General features: G+C 61.1%; 11 protein-coding genes and 6 pseudogenes. 14 read left to right on the plus strand and 3 right to left on the minus strand.

Going from position 1 to position 15,459, the window contains the following annotated elements; all coding sequences use genetic code 11:
- A pseudogene (gene nrdE, locus QNJ43_RS25415) lies at nucleotides 1-2,114 on the plus strand (class 1b ribonucleoside-diphosphate reductase subunit alpha).
- Between the two features lie 7 nt (nucleotides 2,115-2,121).
- Nucleotides 2,122-3,112, plus strand: a pseudogene (gene nrdF / locus QNJ43_RS25420) (class 1b ribonucleoside-diphosphate reductase subunit beta).
- Between the two features lie 609 nt (nucleotides 3,113-3,721).
- Here the strand turns inward: nrdF and QNJ43_RS27765 are convergent.
- The 3 genes from QNJ43_RS27765 to QNJ43_RS27775 all read right to left on the minus strand — a co-directional run bounded on the left by QNJ43_RS27765 (nucleotide 3,722) and on the right by QNJ43_RS27775 (nucleotide 5,616).
- Nucleotides 3,722-4,543: a sigma-54 dependent transcriptional regulator gene (locus QNJ43_RS27765; RefSeq protein WP_346433131.1), complete on the minus strand. Its 822-nt coding sequence runs from the start codon at nucleotides 4,541-4,543 to the stop codon at nucleotides 3,722-3,724.
- A gap of 171 nt (nucleotides 4,544-4,714) precedes the next feature.
- On the minus strand, nucleotides 4,715-4,915 hold the full coding sequence (locus QNJ43_RS27770) for a PAS domain-containing protein (RefSeq protein ID WP_346433132.1): 201 nt from the start codon (nucleotides 4,913-4,915) through the stop codon (nucleotides 4,715-4,717).
- On the minus strand, nucleotides 4,846-5,616 hold the full coding sequence (locus QNJ43_RS27775; RefSeq protein ID WP_346433133.1) for a PAS domain-containing protein: 771 nt from the start codon (nucleotides 5,614-5,616) through the stop codon (nucleotides 4,846-4,848). Before QNJ43_RS27775 ends, QNJ43_RS27770 begins: the two co-directional genes overlap by 70 nt.
- A gap of 380 nt (nucleotides 5,617-5,996) precedes the next feature.
- Here QNJ43_RS27775 and QNJ43_RS25430 point away from each other — a divergent pair.
- The 12 genes and pseudogenes from QNJ43_RS25430 (at nucleotide 5,997) to QNJ43_RS25485 (ending at nucleotide 15,453) form a co-directional block, all read left to right on the plus strand.
- A pseudogene (locus QNJ43_RS25430) lies at nucleotides 5,997-7,171 on the plus strand (CmpA/NrtA family ABC transporter substrate-binding protein).
- A 4-nt stretch (nucleotides 7,172-7,175) separates the two neighbouring features.
- Nucleotides 7,176-7,796: an ABC transporter permease subunit gene (locus tag QNJ43_RS25435; RefSeq protein ID WP_300474591.1), complete on the plus strand. Its 621-nt coding sequence runs from the start codon at nucleotides 7,176-7,178 to the stop codon at nucleotides 7,794-7,796.
- A 9-nt stretch (nucleotides 7,797-7,805) separates the two neighbouring features.
- On the plus strand, nucleotides 7,806-8,729 hold the full coding sequence (locus QNJ43_RS25440; RefSeq protein WP_300474593.1) for an ABC transporter ATP-binding protein: 924 nt from the start codon (nucleotides 7,806-7,808) through the stop codon (nucleotides 8,727-8,729).
- Nucleotides 8,730-8,759: 30 nt separating this feature from the next.
- The gene (gene cynS, locus QNJ43_RS25445; protein ID WP_300474595.1) at nucleotides 8,760-9,200 is read left to right on the plus strand and encodes a cyanase; all 441 of its coding nucleotides are present in this window, start codon (nucleotides 8,760-8,762) and stop codon (nucleotides 9,198-9,200) included.
- A gap of 632 nt (nucleotides 9,201-9,832) precedes the next feature.
- Nucleotides 9,833-10,697, plus strand: a pseudogene (locus QNJ43_RS25450) (isoaspartyl peptidase/L-asparaginase).
- A gap of 597 nt (nucleotides 10,698-11,294) precedes the next feature.
- On the plus strand, nucleotides 11,295-12,089 hold the full coding sequence (locus QNJ43_RS25455) for an ABC transporter ATP-binding protein (protein ID WP_300474597.1): 795 nt from the start codon (nucleotides 11,295-11,297) through the stop codon (nucleotides 12,087-12,089).
- Nucleotides 12,086-12,804, plus strand: a pseudogene (locus tag QNJ43_RS25460) (ABC transporter ATP-binding protein). The gene QNJ43_RS25455 and the pseudogene QNJ43_RS25460 overlap by 4 nt, the downstream one beginning before the upstream one ends.
- Nucleotides 12,801-13,688 carry a branched-chain amino acid ABC transporter permease gene (locus tag QNJ43_RS25465; protein WP_300474598.1) on the plus strand — a complete coding sequence of 296 codons (888 nt, stop codon included), beginning with the start codon at nucleotides 12,801-12,803 and terminating at the stop codon, nucleotides 13,686-13,688. Before QNJ43_RS25460 ends, QNJ43_RS25465 begins: the two are co-directional and overlap by 4 nt.
- 104 nt (nucleotides 13,689-13,792) lie before the next feature.
- Nucleotides 13,793-14,419 (plus strand): annotated as a pseudogene (locus tag QNJ43_RS25470) (branched-chain amino acid ABC transporter permease); the annotation flags it as partial.
- Entirely contained in the window at nucleotides 14,403-14,726 is a 324-nt protein-coding gene (locus QNJ43_RS25475; protein ID WP_300474600.1) for a hypothetical protein, read from the plus strand. The pseudogene QNJ43_RS25470 and the gene QNJ43_RS25475, both read left to right, overlap by 17 nt.
- A gap of 29 nt (nucleotides 14,727-14,755) precedes the next feature.
- Nucleotides 14,756-15,196, plus strand: a complete 441-nt coding sequence (locus QNJ43_RS25480; RefSeq protein WP_300474602.1) for an ABC transporter substrate-binding protein — start codon at nucleotides 14,756-14,758, stop codon at nucleotides 15,194-15,196.
- The gene (locus QNJ43_RS25485; protein WP_300474604.1) at nucleotides 15,169-15,453 is read left to right on the plus strand and encodes a hypothetical protein; all 285 of its coding nucleotides are present in this window, start codon (nucleotides 15,169-15,171) and stop codon (nucleotides 15,451-15,453) included. Before QNJ43_RS25480 ends, QNJ43_RS25485 begins: the two co-directional genes overlap by 28 nt.
- The last annotated feature ends 6 nt before the right edge of the window (nucleotides 15,454-15,459 follow it).

Here is a 15,459-nt window from a genome sequence, read left to right on the forward strand (position 1 = left end):
ATGGGCGCGGAAGCTCTCGATTATCATGCGCTCAATGCGCTCTTGAACATCTATGACGGCGACGGGCATATCCAGTTCGACGCCGACCGGCGCGCTACGCGTCAGTACTTCCTCCAGCACGTGAACCAGAACACCGTGTTCTTCCATTCGCTCGAGGAGAAGCTCGACTATCTGGTGCGCGAAGGCTATTATGAGACCGAAGCTCTGGAGGCCTACGCGCCGGAGTTCGTCGCCGCGATCTTTCAGGCCGCTTACGCGCGCAAGTTCCGCTTTCTGACCTTCCTCGGCGCGTTCAAGTATTACAGCAGCTACGCGCTGAAGACCTCCGACGGAAAGCGCTATCTGGAGCGCTTCGAGGATCGGGTGGCGATGGCTCTGGCGCAGGGCGACCAGGACCTCGCCATACGGCTGATGGACGAGATCATCTCCGGCCGCTTTCAATCCGCCACGCCGATCTTCCTCAATGCGGGCAAGAAGCAGCGCGGGGAACTGATCTCGTGCTTTCTGCTCAGGATCGAGGACAACATGGAATCGATCGGCCGGGCCATCAATTCCGCGTTGCAGCTTTCAAAGCGCGGCGGCGGGGTGGCGTTGATGCTGACCAACCTGCACGAGGCCGGCGCGCCCATCAAGGGCATCGAGAACCAGTCGTCGGGCGCCATTCCGGTGATGAAGCTGCTTGAGGACAGTTTTTCGTATGCCAACCAGCTCGGCGCGCGGTAGGGGGCGGGCGCGGTCTATCTCAACGCCCATCAACCCGGACATCCTGCGCTTTCTCGACACCAAGCGGGAGAACGCGGATGAGAAGATCCACATCAAGACGCTATCGCTCGGCGTGGTCATTCCCGACATCACCTTCGAGCTCGCCAGGCGCGACGACGACATGTACCTGTTCTCGCCGCACGACATCGAGTGGGTCTATGGCAAGGCGATGTCGGAGATCTCGGTCACAGAGAAATACCGCGAGATGGTGGACGATCCGCGCATCGCCAAGATCAAGATCCGCGCCCGAGCCTTCTTCCAGACGATCGCAGAAATCCAGTTCGAAAGCGGTTACCCCTACATCCTGTTCGAGGACACGGCCAACTGCGCCAATCCGGTCGCGGGTCGCATCAACATGTCGAACCTGTGTTCGGAAATCCTCCAGGTGAACGAGGCATCCGAGTTCGACGACGAGCTGTCCTATACGCATCTCGGCACGGATATTTCGTGCAATCTCGGCTCGCTCAACATCGCAAAGACGATGGACGGCGGCGATATCGGTGCAACGGTCGAAACGGCCGTGCGCGCGCTGACTACCGTCTCCAACATGAGCGCGATCAATTCCGTGCCTTCCGCCAAGCGCAGCAATGACGAGAGCCACGCCATCGGGCTCGTGCAGATGAACCTGCACGGGTTTCTGGCGCGCGAGCGGATCCATTACGGCTCGGCTGAGGGCATCGACTTCACCAACATCTATTTCTTCACCATCACCTTCCACGCCATCCGCGCCTCGAATTTGATCGCGAAGGAACGCGGAGCGCGCTTCAAGGGTTTTGAGGAAAACGCCTATGCGGACGGTTCATTCTTCGACAAATACGTGGAGCGCGACTGGGTGCCGTAAACGGAGCGGGTGCGGGAATTTTTCAAGGAGTTCGGCATCGACATTCCGAGCCGGGACGACTGAGCAGCGCTGAAGGCGGACGTGATGCGCGACGGGCTCTACAACCGCAATCTGCAGGCGGTGCCGCCGACCGGATCGATCAGCTACATCAACAACGCCACCTCCTCCATTCATCCGACCATCTCGAAAATCGAGATCCGCAAGGAGGGCAAGATCGGCCGCGTCTATTACCCCGCGCCCTCCATGAACAACGACAATCTCGACTACTACCGCGATGCCTACGAGATCGGACCGAAAAAGATCATCGACACCTATGCGGCCGCCACGCAGCACGTCGATCAGGGCCTGTCGCTGACCCTGTTCTTCCGCGACACCGCCACCACCCGCGATATCAACCGTGCCCAGATCTACGCTTGAAAGAAGGGCATCAAGACCATCTATTACGTGCGCCTGCACCAGCTCGTCCCTTGAGGGGACCGAGGTGCAGGGCTGCGTCTCCTACGCATTGTGAGCCCGTTATGACAATTCACGCTCAAATCCCCAATGCGCAGCGTCCGGTGCCGCGCGCGATCAACTGGAACCGGATCGAGGTCGACAAGGATCTGGAGGTCTGGAACCGGCTGACGGTCAATTTCTGGCTGCCGGAAAAGATGCCGCTGTCAAACGACGTGCCGAGTTGGGCGACGCTCAACGACGAGGAACAGCAGCTCACCATCCGCGTCTTCACCGGGCTGACGCTTCTCGACACGATCCAGAACACGGTCGGTGCACCGGCCCTGATGCCCGATGCGCTGACCGCGCACGAGGAGGCGGTGCTGACCAACATCGCCTTCATGGAGGCGGTGCATGCGCGCTCCTATTCCTCCGTCTTCTCCACGCTGTGCAACTCTGGCGACGTCGACGACGCCTTCCACTGGTCGGAGGAAAACCCGCATCTTCAGGCAAAATCCCGGCTGATCCTGCAAGAATACCGGGCGACCGAAACGCCGTTGAAGAAGAAAGTCGCCAGCGTCTTTCTGGAGAGCTTTCTGTTCTATTCCGGCTTCTATCTGCCGATGTACTGGTCGAGCCGAGCAAAGCTCACCAACACGGCCGATCTCATCCGCCTGATCATCCGCGACGAAGCGGTGCACGGCTACTATATCGGCTACAAGTTCCAGAAAGGGCTGGAACGGCTCGGTGAGACGGAGCGTCAGGAGATCAAGGACTTCGCCTTCGCGCTCCTGTTCGATCTCTATGAGATCGAGGTGAAATACACCGAGAGCCTCTATGACGGCGTGGGGTGGAGCGAGGACGTGAAGCAGTTCCTCCACTACAACGCCAACAAAGCGCTGATGAACCTCGGCTTCGAGCCGTTGTTCCCCCGAACAGGTCTGCGCGGTGAGCCCGGCGATCCTGTCCGCGCTTTCGCCCAATGCGGACGAGAACCACGACTTCTTCTCCGGCTCCGACTCCTCCTATGTCATCGGCAAGACCGTGGCGACGGAGGATGAGGACTGGGATTTCTGAGAGCTGGTCTCGTGAAGAGACGATCCGGCATTCGTCCGCTTCGGGGCGGCGGTTCGCGAGGTGCATACCACACGCACCATTGTAATCCCCGCGCAGGTGGAGATCCAGTAACCACAGGATCAGGTTGCAGCACACGAACCGTGCACGTCTCTGGAATGCTGGATCCCCACCTGCACGGGGATGACAGTCCGGGGCAAAACGTGCCCGTTTCCGAACGGACGCTTGGGGCGCACTTTTCGACAGAAGAGCACGCTTCGGAGGAAATCCGCCTCCCCTGGGCAACCCATCCCGCCAAAGAGAAACGCCGCTGCCGGATCAGGCCTGGAAGGGAAACCTATCCGGACAGCGGCGCCGCTGTTGCCCCTCTGTGGGCGAATGTCCGTTGGCGATTGTTCGTGATCGCACTCCCTTAAAATCAGATTCTGTGCCAATTCGCCGAAATTTCAAAAATATGATCTCTATCAATATGTTAGGTAATATTACCGACCAAACTCGCCTTAGGCGGGCTGCTGCGGACATGTGCACAGGCGGGCAGGCAAGTGCACAAGCATTGCGCAGAGTCAGAAACGCCGCCGTCACTTCGCGGCAGGCCGGGCGAGAACTGGCGCGTTAGCGGTTCATGGCGTTGATGCGGGAATAGAGCGTCGTGGGCTTGATGCCGAGCAGGGTTGCGGCCCCCGATTTTCCCGACACCTTGCCGCCGCAGGCTTCCAGCGCGCGGCGGATATTGCTGCGCTCCAATTCCGCCATGGTGAGAATGCGGTCGTGAGCGGGGAGGCTTACGGTTTGCGAGAGCGGTTCCGGTTCGGGCCGTCCTTCCACGCGCGGCAGATCGAAGGTGAGCTTGCCCTGGCGCATCAGGATCGCCGCGCGCTCCACCACGTTCTGCAATTCGCGCGCATTGCCCGGCCAGGGATAATCGATCAACGACTTGATGTTCGCCTTGGTCAGCGCAGGCTTGGGCAGGTTCAGGCGGGCACAACAAACATCGAGGAAATGATCGGCGAGGATCGGAATGTCGGAGGGGCGTTCGCGTAAAGGCTGGCATTCGATGGGGAAAACGTTGAGCCGGAAGTAGAGATCCTCGCGGGATTTGCCCGCGACCACCTCGTCCTTGAGATCGCGGTTGGTGGCCGCGATAAGGCGGACGTTGACGGCGCGCGCGCGTTCCTCGCCGACTTCGTCGAGAAAGATGGTGCCGCCATCAGCCAGTTCGAAACGGCCGACGCGGTCACGCAGCGCACCGGTGAAGGCGCCCTTGGCATGGCCGAAGAATTCGCTTTCGAAAAGCTCGCGCGGGATGGCGGCGCAATTGACCCGGATGAGCAGCCGTGTGCGCCGATCGGAGGCCTGATGAATGGCGTGGGCGACCAGTTCCTTGCCCGTGCCGCTCTCGCCGGTGATCAGCACGTTGGTATCCGTCGGCCCCACCAGTTCGATCTACTTCACGGTGACGGCGATGGCGTCGGAATTGCCGAGGATGTTGTAGTGGTTGGTGTGGCTGGAGATCTCCTCCTTGAGATAGGCGTTCTCCATTTCCAGCCGCTCGCGCAGGCCGGCATTTTCCTCCAGCGTGGTGCGCAGGCGTTCGTTGTCGCGCTTTCAGGCGGTGATATCGCGAAAGACGATCACCGCACCGACCACCACACCGGAATCGACGATGGGGGTGGAAGTGTATTCCACCCGGATGGGCTTGTTGTCCTTGGCCCAGAAGACCTCGTCGTCCACCGTCTTCACCTTGCCCTGGCGAAAGGCGGCGTAGATCGGGCATTCCTCGTTGGGATAGGGAGAGAGCCGTCGCACTTGTGGTGGTGAATGACGGAATGCATGTCCTTGCCGACGAGTTCGCGGGCCGAATAGTCCAGCATCTTTTCGGCGGCCGGATTGAGGAAGGTGGTCACCCCGTCGACATTGACGCCGTAGATCCCCTCGCCCGCCGCGGCCAGAATGAGTTGGTGCTCGCGCTCGATCTCGCGGAAATAGCGCTCCGCCCGCCGCCATTCCTCCAGCCCCTCGCGGTGATAGCTGTTGGCCTGCTCGTCGACCGAGCGCCGGTCGATCTCATCGAGATCGACGATCGCCATGACGATCGCGGTGCGGTCATCCCAACGCGCGGCAATCGCGCGGTGTTCCAGCCGCAACGGCTGGCCGGTGGGGCCGGTCAGTTTCAGGTCCCGCGTCCAGGCCGCCTCGCGTTCCAGCGCATCTTTGGTAAAGACATGCAGCGCGCCGCGCGCCTTCGGATAGAACCGGTCGATCGTGGTCCCCGTCACCTCCGCGCTGACTTTCCGGAAAAAAACGGTCGTCGCCTTGTTGGCGTGGAGCACGGTGTCGGTGAAGTGATCGACGACGAGCCCCGGTTCGGGCGCATGCTTGAAGGCAGAGCGCAGGAGTTCCGCCGTGAGCGCGCGCGGGTCGAAGCCTGCGCGGGGGCGGTCGCGGCCGGCGGAATTTTTGGAAAGAAACGAATTTCGGGGATCGGGAACGTCGGGCGTAGGGTCCATGAACTGATCCATTACGGAATGTCGTAATAAAATTTTACGATATTCCGTTAAGTGCGAAAATTCGTAATTTCGTAAAAAATATTTTTAATATACTAAATATTTGAATTCCAAAAGAATATCCGACACCCCGAGAAATAGCACAGTCCTTGCGCTGTCTGGAGGAAACCGGGCGTACACCCATCCTTTCCAAAAGACACCTAACAGGGGACCGCGACATGTCATCGAAAAACTTGGGAAACCCGTATGACGGAGATGTGGATCTACGTCATGGCGTAGGCTGCAACTGCGAAAGCTACCGGGCGGACATCACCACCTTCAAGGCCGAGGCCGTGAACCGGGACGGCACCGCGGCCACGGATCTGAAATCGCACAAGGAGCTGATGGGCTGTGCGGTCGAAAGCGCCATCGTGCGGTCCGTCTTCGGCCATAATGAGCTGTCGCGCCGCTCCTTTGCCAAGATGCTGGGCGGCTCGACGCTGGCCGCAACGCTTACCTCCGTCTTTCCCTATCGAGAAGGCCAAGGCCGCGATCCTCGAAGATCTCGGGGCGCCGGAGAAGTCGAAGCTCAATGTCGGCTTCGTGCCAATCGCCTGCGCCACGCCGATCATCATGGCCAAGCCGATGAGCTTTTAAGAGAAGTTGGGCCGTTGCGCGCGACAAGTCGCTCAACAAGGAATACGCCGCCGCCCACATGCTGACGCCGATGCCACTCGCCATCACCATGGGCGCGGGCTCCACCGCCGTTCCCTTCCTGATGCCAGCGGTCGAGAACATCAACGGCCAGGCGATCGTGCTGCATGTCGATCACCGCGACAAGAACGACGATCCCTCCAAGTGGAAGGGCTTCAAGTTCGGCGTGCCCTTCGAATACTCCATGCACAACCTCCTACTGCGCTATTACGTGGCCGAGCACGGGCTCGATCCCGACACCGATATCCAGATCCGCGTCGTGCCGCCGCCGGAGATGGTCGCCAACCTACGCGCGGGCAATCTCGACGACTATCTCTCGCCCGATCCTTTCAACCAGCGCACGGTGTGGGAGAAGGTCGGCTTCATTCACAAGCTGACCAAGGAAATCTGGGACGACCACCCCTGCTGCGCCTTTGCCTGCAGCCAGGAATTCGCCGAGACGATGCCCAACACCTACGACGCGCTGCTGAAGTCGCTGATCGGCGCCACGCAATATGCGCATGCCCCTGAGAACCGGAAGGAAATCTCCGCCGTGATCGAGCAGGTGCTGACCGGTCGCTATGCCGACGGGCTCGGCAACATCAAAGACGTGCCGGACCGCATCGACTTCAATCCCTTCCCCTGGCACTCGATGGGCGTGTGGATCCTCACCCAGATGAAGCGCTGGGGCTATATCGAGGGGGACGTCGACTACGAGGGCGTGGCGGAGCAGGTCTATCCGGCGGGCGACTGCGCGAAGATCATGAAGGATCTCGGCGTCACGCCGCCGGAGGAGACCTACAAGTCCTACACGATCATGGGCAAGACCTTCGATCCGGTCGAGCCGGAAGTCTATTTCGACAGCTTCGCCATCAAGCGCGGGTAAATCCATGACGCCCACGCTTACTCTTGGCATCCGGGCGCTGATCCTCTCCCTGGCCCTGCTGGTTGCAGGGCTGGGGGTATGGGAACTGGCGACCCCGTCGGTGAAGTTGGCCGCCGAAATGACGGAATACGGGAAGCTGATGGGCGGCGCGGACCAGGAGGCCCGCGTCCCCCCGCCCTCCGCCATCATCAAGCGCGCGGTGGAAGAGCTGTCACAGCCCTTCTACGACAACGGCCCCAACAACAAGAGCATCGGCATTCAGGTGGGTTATTCGTTCTACCGGGTGCTGGCGGACTATTTCCTCGCCGCCCTGATCGCCATTCCGGCGGGCTTTCTGATCGGCATGTCGCCGCTCGCCTACAGGGTGCTCGATCCCTTCATCCAGATCCTGAGGTCGATCTCGCCGCTGGCCTGGATGCCGCTCGCCCTGTTCATCATCAAAGACAGTCAGGCCTCGGCGATCTTCGTGATCTTCACCTACTCCATCTGGCCAATGCTGATCAACACGGCCTTCGGCGTGACGGGCGTTCGCAAGGACTGGGTGAATGTCGCGCGCACCCATGAACTCGGCCAGCTCAGGACCGCCTTCTCCCGCCTCCAGCACGCCGTGCAATATCAGGAATAGGACAAGGTCATGACCGAGATCGATAAGCCGTTTCTGGAGATCGACGGCCTGACGAAGAAGTTCCCCTCGCCCGGCGGCCGGGAGCCGCTGACGGTGTTCGAAGATGTCAGCTTCGACATCCAGAAGGGCGAATTCGTCTGCATCATCAGCCATTCCGGCTGCGGCAAGTCGACGATCATGAACGTGCTCTCTGGCCTCGATACCGCAACCGGCGGCGCCGTGACCATGGCCGGCGAGGAGGTCGCAGGCCCCAGCCTCGACCGCGGCGTGGTGTTCCAGAACTACTCGCTGCTGCCCTGGCTCTCGGCGCTGAAGAACGTCACCTTCGGCGTTCACGCCCGTTTCCCGGAATGGTCGAAGGCCAAGGTGCTGGAGCACTCCTACAAGTATCTGGAGATGGTCGGGCTTTCCAACGGTTCCGAACATCGCAAGCCCTCGCAGCTTTTCGGCGGCATGCGGCAGCGCGTCTCCATCGCGCGCGCCTTTGCCATCCACCTCAAGCTGTTGCTGCTGGACGAGCCGTTCGGCGCGCTCGATGCGCTCACCCGCGGCACCATCCAGGACGAGTTGATCGGGATCTGGTCGGGCTCGGACCAGACTGTCTTCATGATCATGCACGACGTGGACAAGGCTATCCTTCTGACCGACCGCATCCTCTTGATGTCGAACGGGCCCTATGCGCGGGTGGCCGAAAGCGTGGTCGTCGACATTCCGCGGCCGCGCGAGCGGGTCGAGATCATCCACGATCCCGGTTACTACAAGATCCGCAATCATCTGGTGGAATTCCTGGCGTGGCGCTCCAGGGAGATGTCGGGACAGGCGCGCGAGCCCGGTTCCGGCCCGCAACAGCCCGTCACCGTAAGTCCGGCGCGGGCGGACGAGGACGAGCCTTCCGACACGTCCGCCAAACCGCGCCTCACCCTTGCACAATAAGAACCGTACCCAACAGAGAGACACACTCAAATGAACAAGCTGGACGTCACCGAAATGATCTTCGAGAAGAAGCACACCGCCGGGCTCACCTGGGCCGGAATGGCGGAAGCGATCGGGATGTCGGAGGTTTTCACCACGTCGGCCTGCCTCGGCATGAACTCGCTGCCGCGCGAGAAGGTGGATGCGCTCGTCGCCCATCTCGGCCTGCCGCAGGAAGCAGCCATCGTGCTGGCGGAGTATCCGACCAAGGTCTTCCCGCAGACGATCACGACCGACCCATGCATCTACCGCTTCTACAAAATCATGGGCGTCTACGGGGACACGCTGAAGGAGCTGAACCAGGAAAAGGACGGCGACGGCATCATGAGCACCATCGACTTCGATATGAGCGTCGACATGCTGCCCAACCCCAAGGGCGACCGGATCGAGGTCCGGATGAGTAGCAAGTTCCTGCCCTACGACGCCTGGTAATTCAGCCAACGACAAGGTGGGCGCGGATGGAGGCGGGTTAAAGAACCAGCCTTGTCCGCGCCGCTTTTGATTTCCGGCCACGCACGCAGTACGGCTGCGAAGGCAGCCCGGCGTCTTCAGCACCCTGCACGGTACAATCTTACCGGCGTCATCCCGGACGCGATGCGGCACCCAGTGACGCTTCGCAGACCCGGGATCTACACTTGATATCTGCCGTTCACGGCCTGCCGCCCGGGATGGCGCTGGAGAGAATGTGTGCAAGGCAAGAGCTGCCGGACTGCACCCACCTCCCCACACCCGCCTTGCGCTCATCTTCTCCCGCTACGACAATCGAAGGTTTTGTGAACCGTACCGCTTTTCGGTCGGCCATCCCCATTGCGCCCGCCGCTTTTCGGGCGCTATCTGATCGGCCTTCACGATGGCCGCGGGGCGAAAAATCCGTTTGCCGGATCGCCCGAGGACCTCATCGAACCTGAACCATCGCACGCGCGAAAGCCGGATTTCGGCCACGCATGCAGATGATACGTGTCCCGTTTCCATGCGGGCATGATTTGCGGAGATGATACGAGATGGCTGAGAGCGGCTGGGCCCTGGCCTTGCATGGCGGTGCGGGCACGATCCTCAAGAAAATGATGACCCCGGAACGCGAAACCGGTTACCACGTGGGGCTTGAGGCGGCGCTGGCGGCGGACCGCGCGGTTCTGGAAGCTGGCGGCAAGGCCGAGGATGCGATCGTCGCCGCGGTCATGTCGATGGAAGACAATCCGCTCTTCAATGCCGGGCGCGGCGGCGTCTTCACCAGCGCAGGCAAGATCGAGATGGATGCCGCGATCATGCGCGGCAGCGACCGGGCATCCGGCGCGGTTGCGGGTATCCACCGTGCGCAACCCGATCACGCTTGCGCGCCGGGTGATCGAGAAATCCCAGCACGTGATGCTGTGCGGCGAAGGTGCTGAGCTTTTCGCCCGCGAGCAGGGCTTTGAGGCCATGCCCGCGTCTTACTTCGAGACCGAGTACCGGCGCGAGCAGCTTCGCGATGTACAGAAGCGCAACGAGATCTCGCTCGACCACAACGATCACAAATACGGCACGGTGGGCTGCGTGGCGCGCGACAGCCGGGGCGATCTGGCGGCGGCGACGTCCACCGGCGGCGTGACCAACAAGCATCCCGGCCAGGTCGGCGACAGCCCGATGATCGGCGCGGGCACCTATGCCAGCAATACCGGCGCTGCGGTTTCGGCCACCGGCTTCGGCGAGGCCTTCATCCGCGAGATTGTGGGCCGTGATATTGCCGCGTTCATTCAGCTTGCCGGGCTCTCGCTGGAAGAAGCGGTGCGGCGTAAGGTGATGGTCGACCTGCCCCCGATCGGCGGCAACGGCGGCGTGATCGCCATCAGTGCAACCGGTGAACCGGTGCTGATGTTCAACACGCCGGGCATGTATCGCGCATCGATCAGCGAGGGCGGCGAGGTCAAGATCGGCATCTACGCCGACTAAAAGACCGTCCCGGCAAGACGGCCGGAAATGGCGACATGCGGACCGGCCGCAATTGCGGCCGGTCTCGCGCACGTATGATGCGGCCGGGCCGTTATCGCTTGATCGCTCCACCGTCATTGCCCGGCGCAGTCCGGGCAATCCAGCAGGCCGCTGCATATGCGGAAATCTCTGGATCCCCCGGACTTCGCCGGGGGATGACGACAAAAAGATTCTGTATGAGATCGAGGAACGCATCGGGAGACGGGGAGCTCGCTGGATGACCGGCACGACCCCTATATAGTCAATTTATATTTTCTCATTATATAATATAAGAAGAACGATACATTTTATATTGCATAAAAATAAAATATATTTTCGAAAATCAAACCAATATTCCGAACTGCAATATTCAATAAAATATATAAATAATTATATAAATTAAAATATTAATTTACGTTATCATGAAAATGGTGATCGATTCAGCAATTTGACTACAAATTAGGCGTCTTTTGCCGCTCATTTGGTCAAGCTGTTTATGTAACAAATAATATATTCCTGATACACTTGCTAATGAATAGAACAGACCGCAACGCACTTCCACGTGCGAGGAACGAGCGTATGCCAAGCGATTCACGCGCCTTGCTGCGGGTCCAACAGCTCACTAAGGACTTCGGCGGCGTCAGGACTCTGTCGGGTGTCGACTTCCAAGTCCCCGAAGGGGTTCTGGCAGGTCTCATCGGCCCGAACGGATCCGGCAAGACCACCGCCTTCAATCTAGTGACCGGTGTCCTCAAGCCGACTTCGGGCAAGATAGTCTTTGCCGATGTCGACGTGAGGGGCAACCCGCCCGAGCGTAATGCACAGCTCGGGATGGCGCGCACCTTTCAAAACATCCGCCTGTTTCGCGACCTGCCCGTGATCGACAACGTGATGGTCGGCCTGCACATGCGTCGCGGGCCGGGTTTCTGGTCGACGATCCTGGGCCTGCCGCAGGCCAGATCCGCGGAGCGCGACATTCGCCGCAAGGCTCTGGAAGCGCTCGACGTGCTGGGGCTCGCCAACAAGGCCGATCAGATCGTCGCCAATCTTCTCTACGGCGATCAACGCAAGGTGGAATTCGCCCGCGCGCTCGCCACCGGGCCACAGCTTCTGCTGCTCGACGAGCCGACCGCCGGGATGAACCCGCACGAGATGGCCGATCTCGGGCAGACCATCGCCAAGCTGCATAAGGATCTCGACCTCACCGTGCTAATGGTCGAGAACGACATGAAGATGGTTATGGGGATCTGCGAAGAGCTCACCGTCATCAATCAGGGGCAGAAACTCGCCGTGGGTACGCCTCGTGAAATTCAGAACAATTCCGCCGTCATCGACGCCTATCTGGGCCGACGCCGCGAGAAGCAGAATGCTTGAACTCGAAGACGTTCATATCAACCGAGGGGGGCACCCATGCCGTGCGCGGCATCTCCCTCACCGTGGGGCACGGCGAGATTATCTCCCTGATCGGCGCCAACGGCGCGGGCAAGACGACGACGCTGTCCGCCATCTCCGGATTGCTGCGCCCGCGCAAGGGGAAAATCCTTTTCCAGCCCGACGAAAAGTCCGACCTGACGGCCGAGAGGGCGGAGCGGATCGTCTCCGTCGGCATCTACCATTGCCCGGAGGCCCCCCGCCAGATCTTCGGCAATCTCTCCGTCACGGAGAACCTGAAGATCGGCGCGTACCTGCGCAAGGATACGGCGGGAATAGAGAAGGATCTCGCCGACATTCACCGCCGCTTCCCGATCCTGGAAGAGCGCGGGTCGGTGCCCGGCGACAAGCTTTCGGGCGGCGAACAGATGATGCTCGCCATCGGCCGCGCGCTGATGAGCAAGCCCAAGCTGATCCTGTTCGACGAACCCTCGCTCGGGCTGGCGCCGATCCTTGTCGAGCAGATCTTCGAAATTCTCGAAACCACCCGCAAGGAGGGCGTCACGGTGCTTCTGGTCGAACAGAACGCCGCCATGGCGCTTGAATTCTCCGACCGGGCCCTACGTGATCGAGGCGGGCGAAATCACCCTGTCCGGCAACGGGGCACGAGCTGGCCTCCAATAGCGACGTCCAGCGCGCTTACCTGGGAGCCGCATGATGACCTTCCACTATCTCGTCGACCAGCTCGTCAACGGCTTGATCCTCAGCAGCATGTATGCGCTGGTGGCCATTGGCTTTTCGATGATCTACGGCATCCTGCGCCTGATCAACTTCGCCCACGGCGACATCCTGACCACCGGACTGGCGAGCCTCGCCGGGCTGGGCCTTCCCTTCCCGCTCGTGCTGCTGATCGTGCTGATCGCGGGTGCCGCCGTCGGCATGCTGATCGAGCGCACCACCTTCTGGCCGATGCGCGGATCGCCCCAGGTGACCGGCTTCATCGCCTCGCTGGCGGTTTCCATCATTCTGGAAAACCTGGCGATCATGATCCTGTCGGCCCAGCCGCGCACCTTCCGCATTCCCGCCTATCTGAACACGCTGTTGAATTTCGGCCCCGTCTCCATCCGGGTGATCGATCTGATGATCGTGGTTCTGGCGATCATCCTGATGATCGCACTCGCCTCCTTCGTGCGCTTCACCAAGGTCGGCATCGCGATGCGGGCAACGGCCGAGAACTACGACGTCGCCCGGCTGATGGGCATCAACATCAACCGCATGATCATGCTGGCCTTAGCCATCGGCAGCGCGCTTGCCACGGTCGCCGACCTGATGTGGGGCGGCGAATACGGGCAGATCAGCCCGCTGATGGGCGTCCTTCCCGGCCTGAAGGCCTTTGTCGCCGCCGTCATCGGCGGGGTCGGGTCGATCTCGGGCGCGGTTCTGGGCGGCTACATTCTCGGCATGGCGGAAGTGCTGTTCGTCGACCTGCTGCCGCCCGCACTGTCGGGCTATCGAAACGCCTTCGTCTTCGGTGCGCTGATCGTCGTGCTTCTGGTTCTTCCCAACGGGCTTCTCGGCCGCAACACGGAGACGCGGGCATGAGCGAGCGCGACACATTCCTCCCCAAGTTCGCCGTCCTTGCGATCATCGGCTCCGGGCTCGTCTTCTGGGAACGTTCCGTACTCGACCCTTACGCCCTATCAATCGTGATGTTCGTCGGCATCAACATCATCCTGGCGGTCAGCCTCAACATCTCCAACGGCTTCACCGGCCTGTTCTCGCTGGGCCACCCCGCCTTCATGACGGTGAGCGGCTACATGACTGCGATCCTGGTCATGCCGGCGGCCCGCAAGGGACTGATGCTGCCCGACCTGCCGCTTTTCCTGGCCGGTCAGGAATGGAGCTTTCTGCCAACCCTCCTGTGCGGCGGGCTCCTGTCGGCGCTGGTCGCCGTCATCGCCGGCTTTCCGGTGCTGCGCTTGCGCGGACATTACCTTGCGGTCGCAACGCTCGGACTCATCTTCATCATCCACAGCCTTGCGGTGAACCTCGACGGCATCACGCGCGGCGCGCTGGGGCTTTCGGGCCTACCCGCCCACACGACGCTGTGGTGGGTCTACGGCTTCGTGCTGCTGACGTTGTTTGTGTGCTGACGTCTGAAGCACTCCTCGATGGGCCGCACCATGCTGGCGATCCGGGAAAACGAGCTGGCGACCGCCTGTCTCGGCATCAAGGTCGCGCGTACCCGCGTCTTCGCCTTCGCGCTCGGCGCCTTCTTTGCCAGCATCGCTGGACGGGCTGTGGGCGCATGTGGTGATGCTGATCAGCCCTGAATCCTTCTCCTTCGGCCTCGCCTTCCAGCTTGTGGTGATGGTCGTGGTCGGCGGAACCGGCTCGATGATCACCGGCGCAACGCTCGTTGCCACCGTGCTGACGCTCGCCACCGAGTTCCTCAAGCCGGTCGAGGAATCGCTCAACCTTTTCGGGGCCAGCAAGATCGTTGTCGCGGTCGGCGTGATCCTCGTCCTCATCTACCGTCCCGCCGGACTGTTCGGCACAGCGGAGCCCCAACCGCTGAACTGGATAAGACGACTGAGCAACCGGCGCACCTCCCCCCCCCCCGCAAACACTGCTCAATGAACAGAAAAGCAATATCCATGCAGACTTGGATGAAGAGTTTGGCATCGGCAGCCGTCGGCACACTCCTCGCCGCAACGGCAGGGTCCGCCCAGGCGGCCGCCTCCATCAACATCGTCGCCCTCTACAACCTGTCGAGCGGCGGCCAGGCTTCGCTCGACGTTCCCTCGCTGAACGGCGCCAAGCTGAAGGCGAAGATAATCAACGAGGCAGGCGGCGTCCTCGGCGGGCGCATGCTGAAGGTGACCGCGCTCGACACGAAGAACGACACCCGCGAGGCCGCGATCGCTGCCAAGCGCGCCATCGCCATGAAGGGTGTTTCCGCCGGTATCGGCTTCTCCGATTCCACCTTCGTGCTTGCCGCGGCTCCGCTGTTCCAGACGGCGAAGATCCCGTTCGTCACCTCCGGCGCGACCTCTCCTGACCTGCCGTCCAGGCTGAGGCGATGGCCGAATACGCCTACAACACGCTGAAGATCCACAAGGTCGCGATCTGGACCGACCGCGGCATGGACTACACCACCGGCCTGACCAAGTACTTCGAGAAGCGCTTCAAGGATCTCGGCGGCGAAGTCGTCCTGTCCGACGTCTTCATGACCTCCGACCAGGACTTCTCCGCTCTCGTCTCCCGCCTGAAGTCCACCGAGGGCATTCAGGGCGTCTACGCAGACTCCGTCCGGTCCGGACACGGCCGGCATCATCATCAAGCAGATCCGCGAAGCCGGACTTGACCTGCC

It is taken from the genome of Breoghania sp. (assembly GCF_030066895.1).
Lineage (GTDB): Bacteria > Pseudomonadota > Alphaproteobacteria > Rhizobiales > Stappiaceae > Breoghania.

Coding starts and splice junctions, on each gene's coding strand:
- QNJ43_RS25440 (WP_300474593.1), top strand. CDS start 7,806: ATGACCGAGATCGATAAGCCGTTTCTGGAGATCGACGGCCTGACGAAG.
- QNJ43_RS25485 (WP_300474604.1), top strand. CDS start 15,169: ATGGCCGAATACGCCTACAACACGCTGAAGATCCACAAGGTCGCGATC.
- QNJ43_RS25455 (WP_300474597.1), top strand. CDS start 11,295: ATGCCAAGCGATTCACGCGCCTTGCTGCGGGTCCAACAGCTCACTAAG.
- cynS (WP_300474595.1), top strand. CDS start 8,760: ATGAACAAGCTGGACGTCACCGAAATGATCTTCGAGAAGAAGCACACC.
- QNJ43_RS25480 (WP_300474602.1), top strand. CDS start 14,756: ATGAAGAGTTTGGCATCGGCAGCCGTCGGCACACTCCTCGCCGCAACG.
- QNJ43_RS25435 (WP_300474591.1), top strand. CDS start 7,176: ATGACGCCCACGCTTACTCTTGGCATCCGGGCGCTGATCCTCTCCCTG.
- QNJ43_RS25465 (WP_300474598.1), top strand. CDS start 12,801: ATGATGACCTTCCACTATCTCGTCGACCAGCTCGTCAACGGCTTGATC.
- QNJ43_RS27775 (WP_346433133.1), bottom strand. CDS start 5,616: ATGGACCCTACGCCCGACGTTCCCGATCCCCGAAATTCGTTTCTTTCC.
- QNJ43_RS25475 (WP_300474600.1), top strand. CDS start 14,403: ATGCTGATCAGCCCTGAATCCTTCTCCTTCGGCCTCGCCTTCCAGCTT.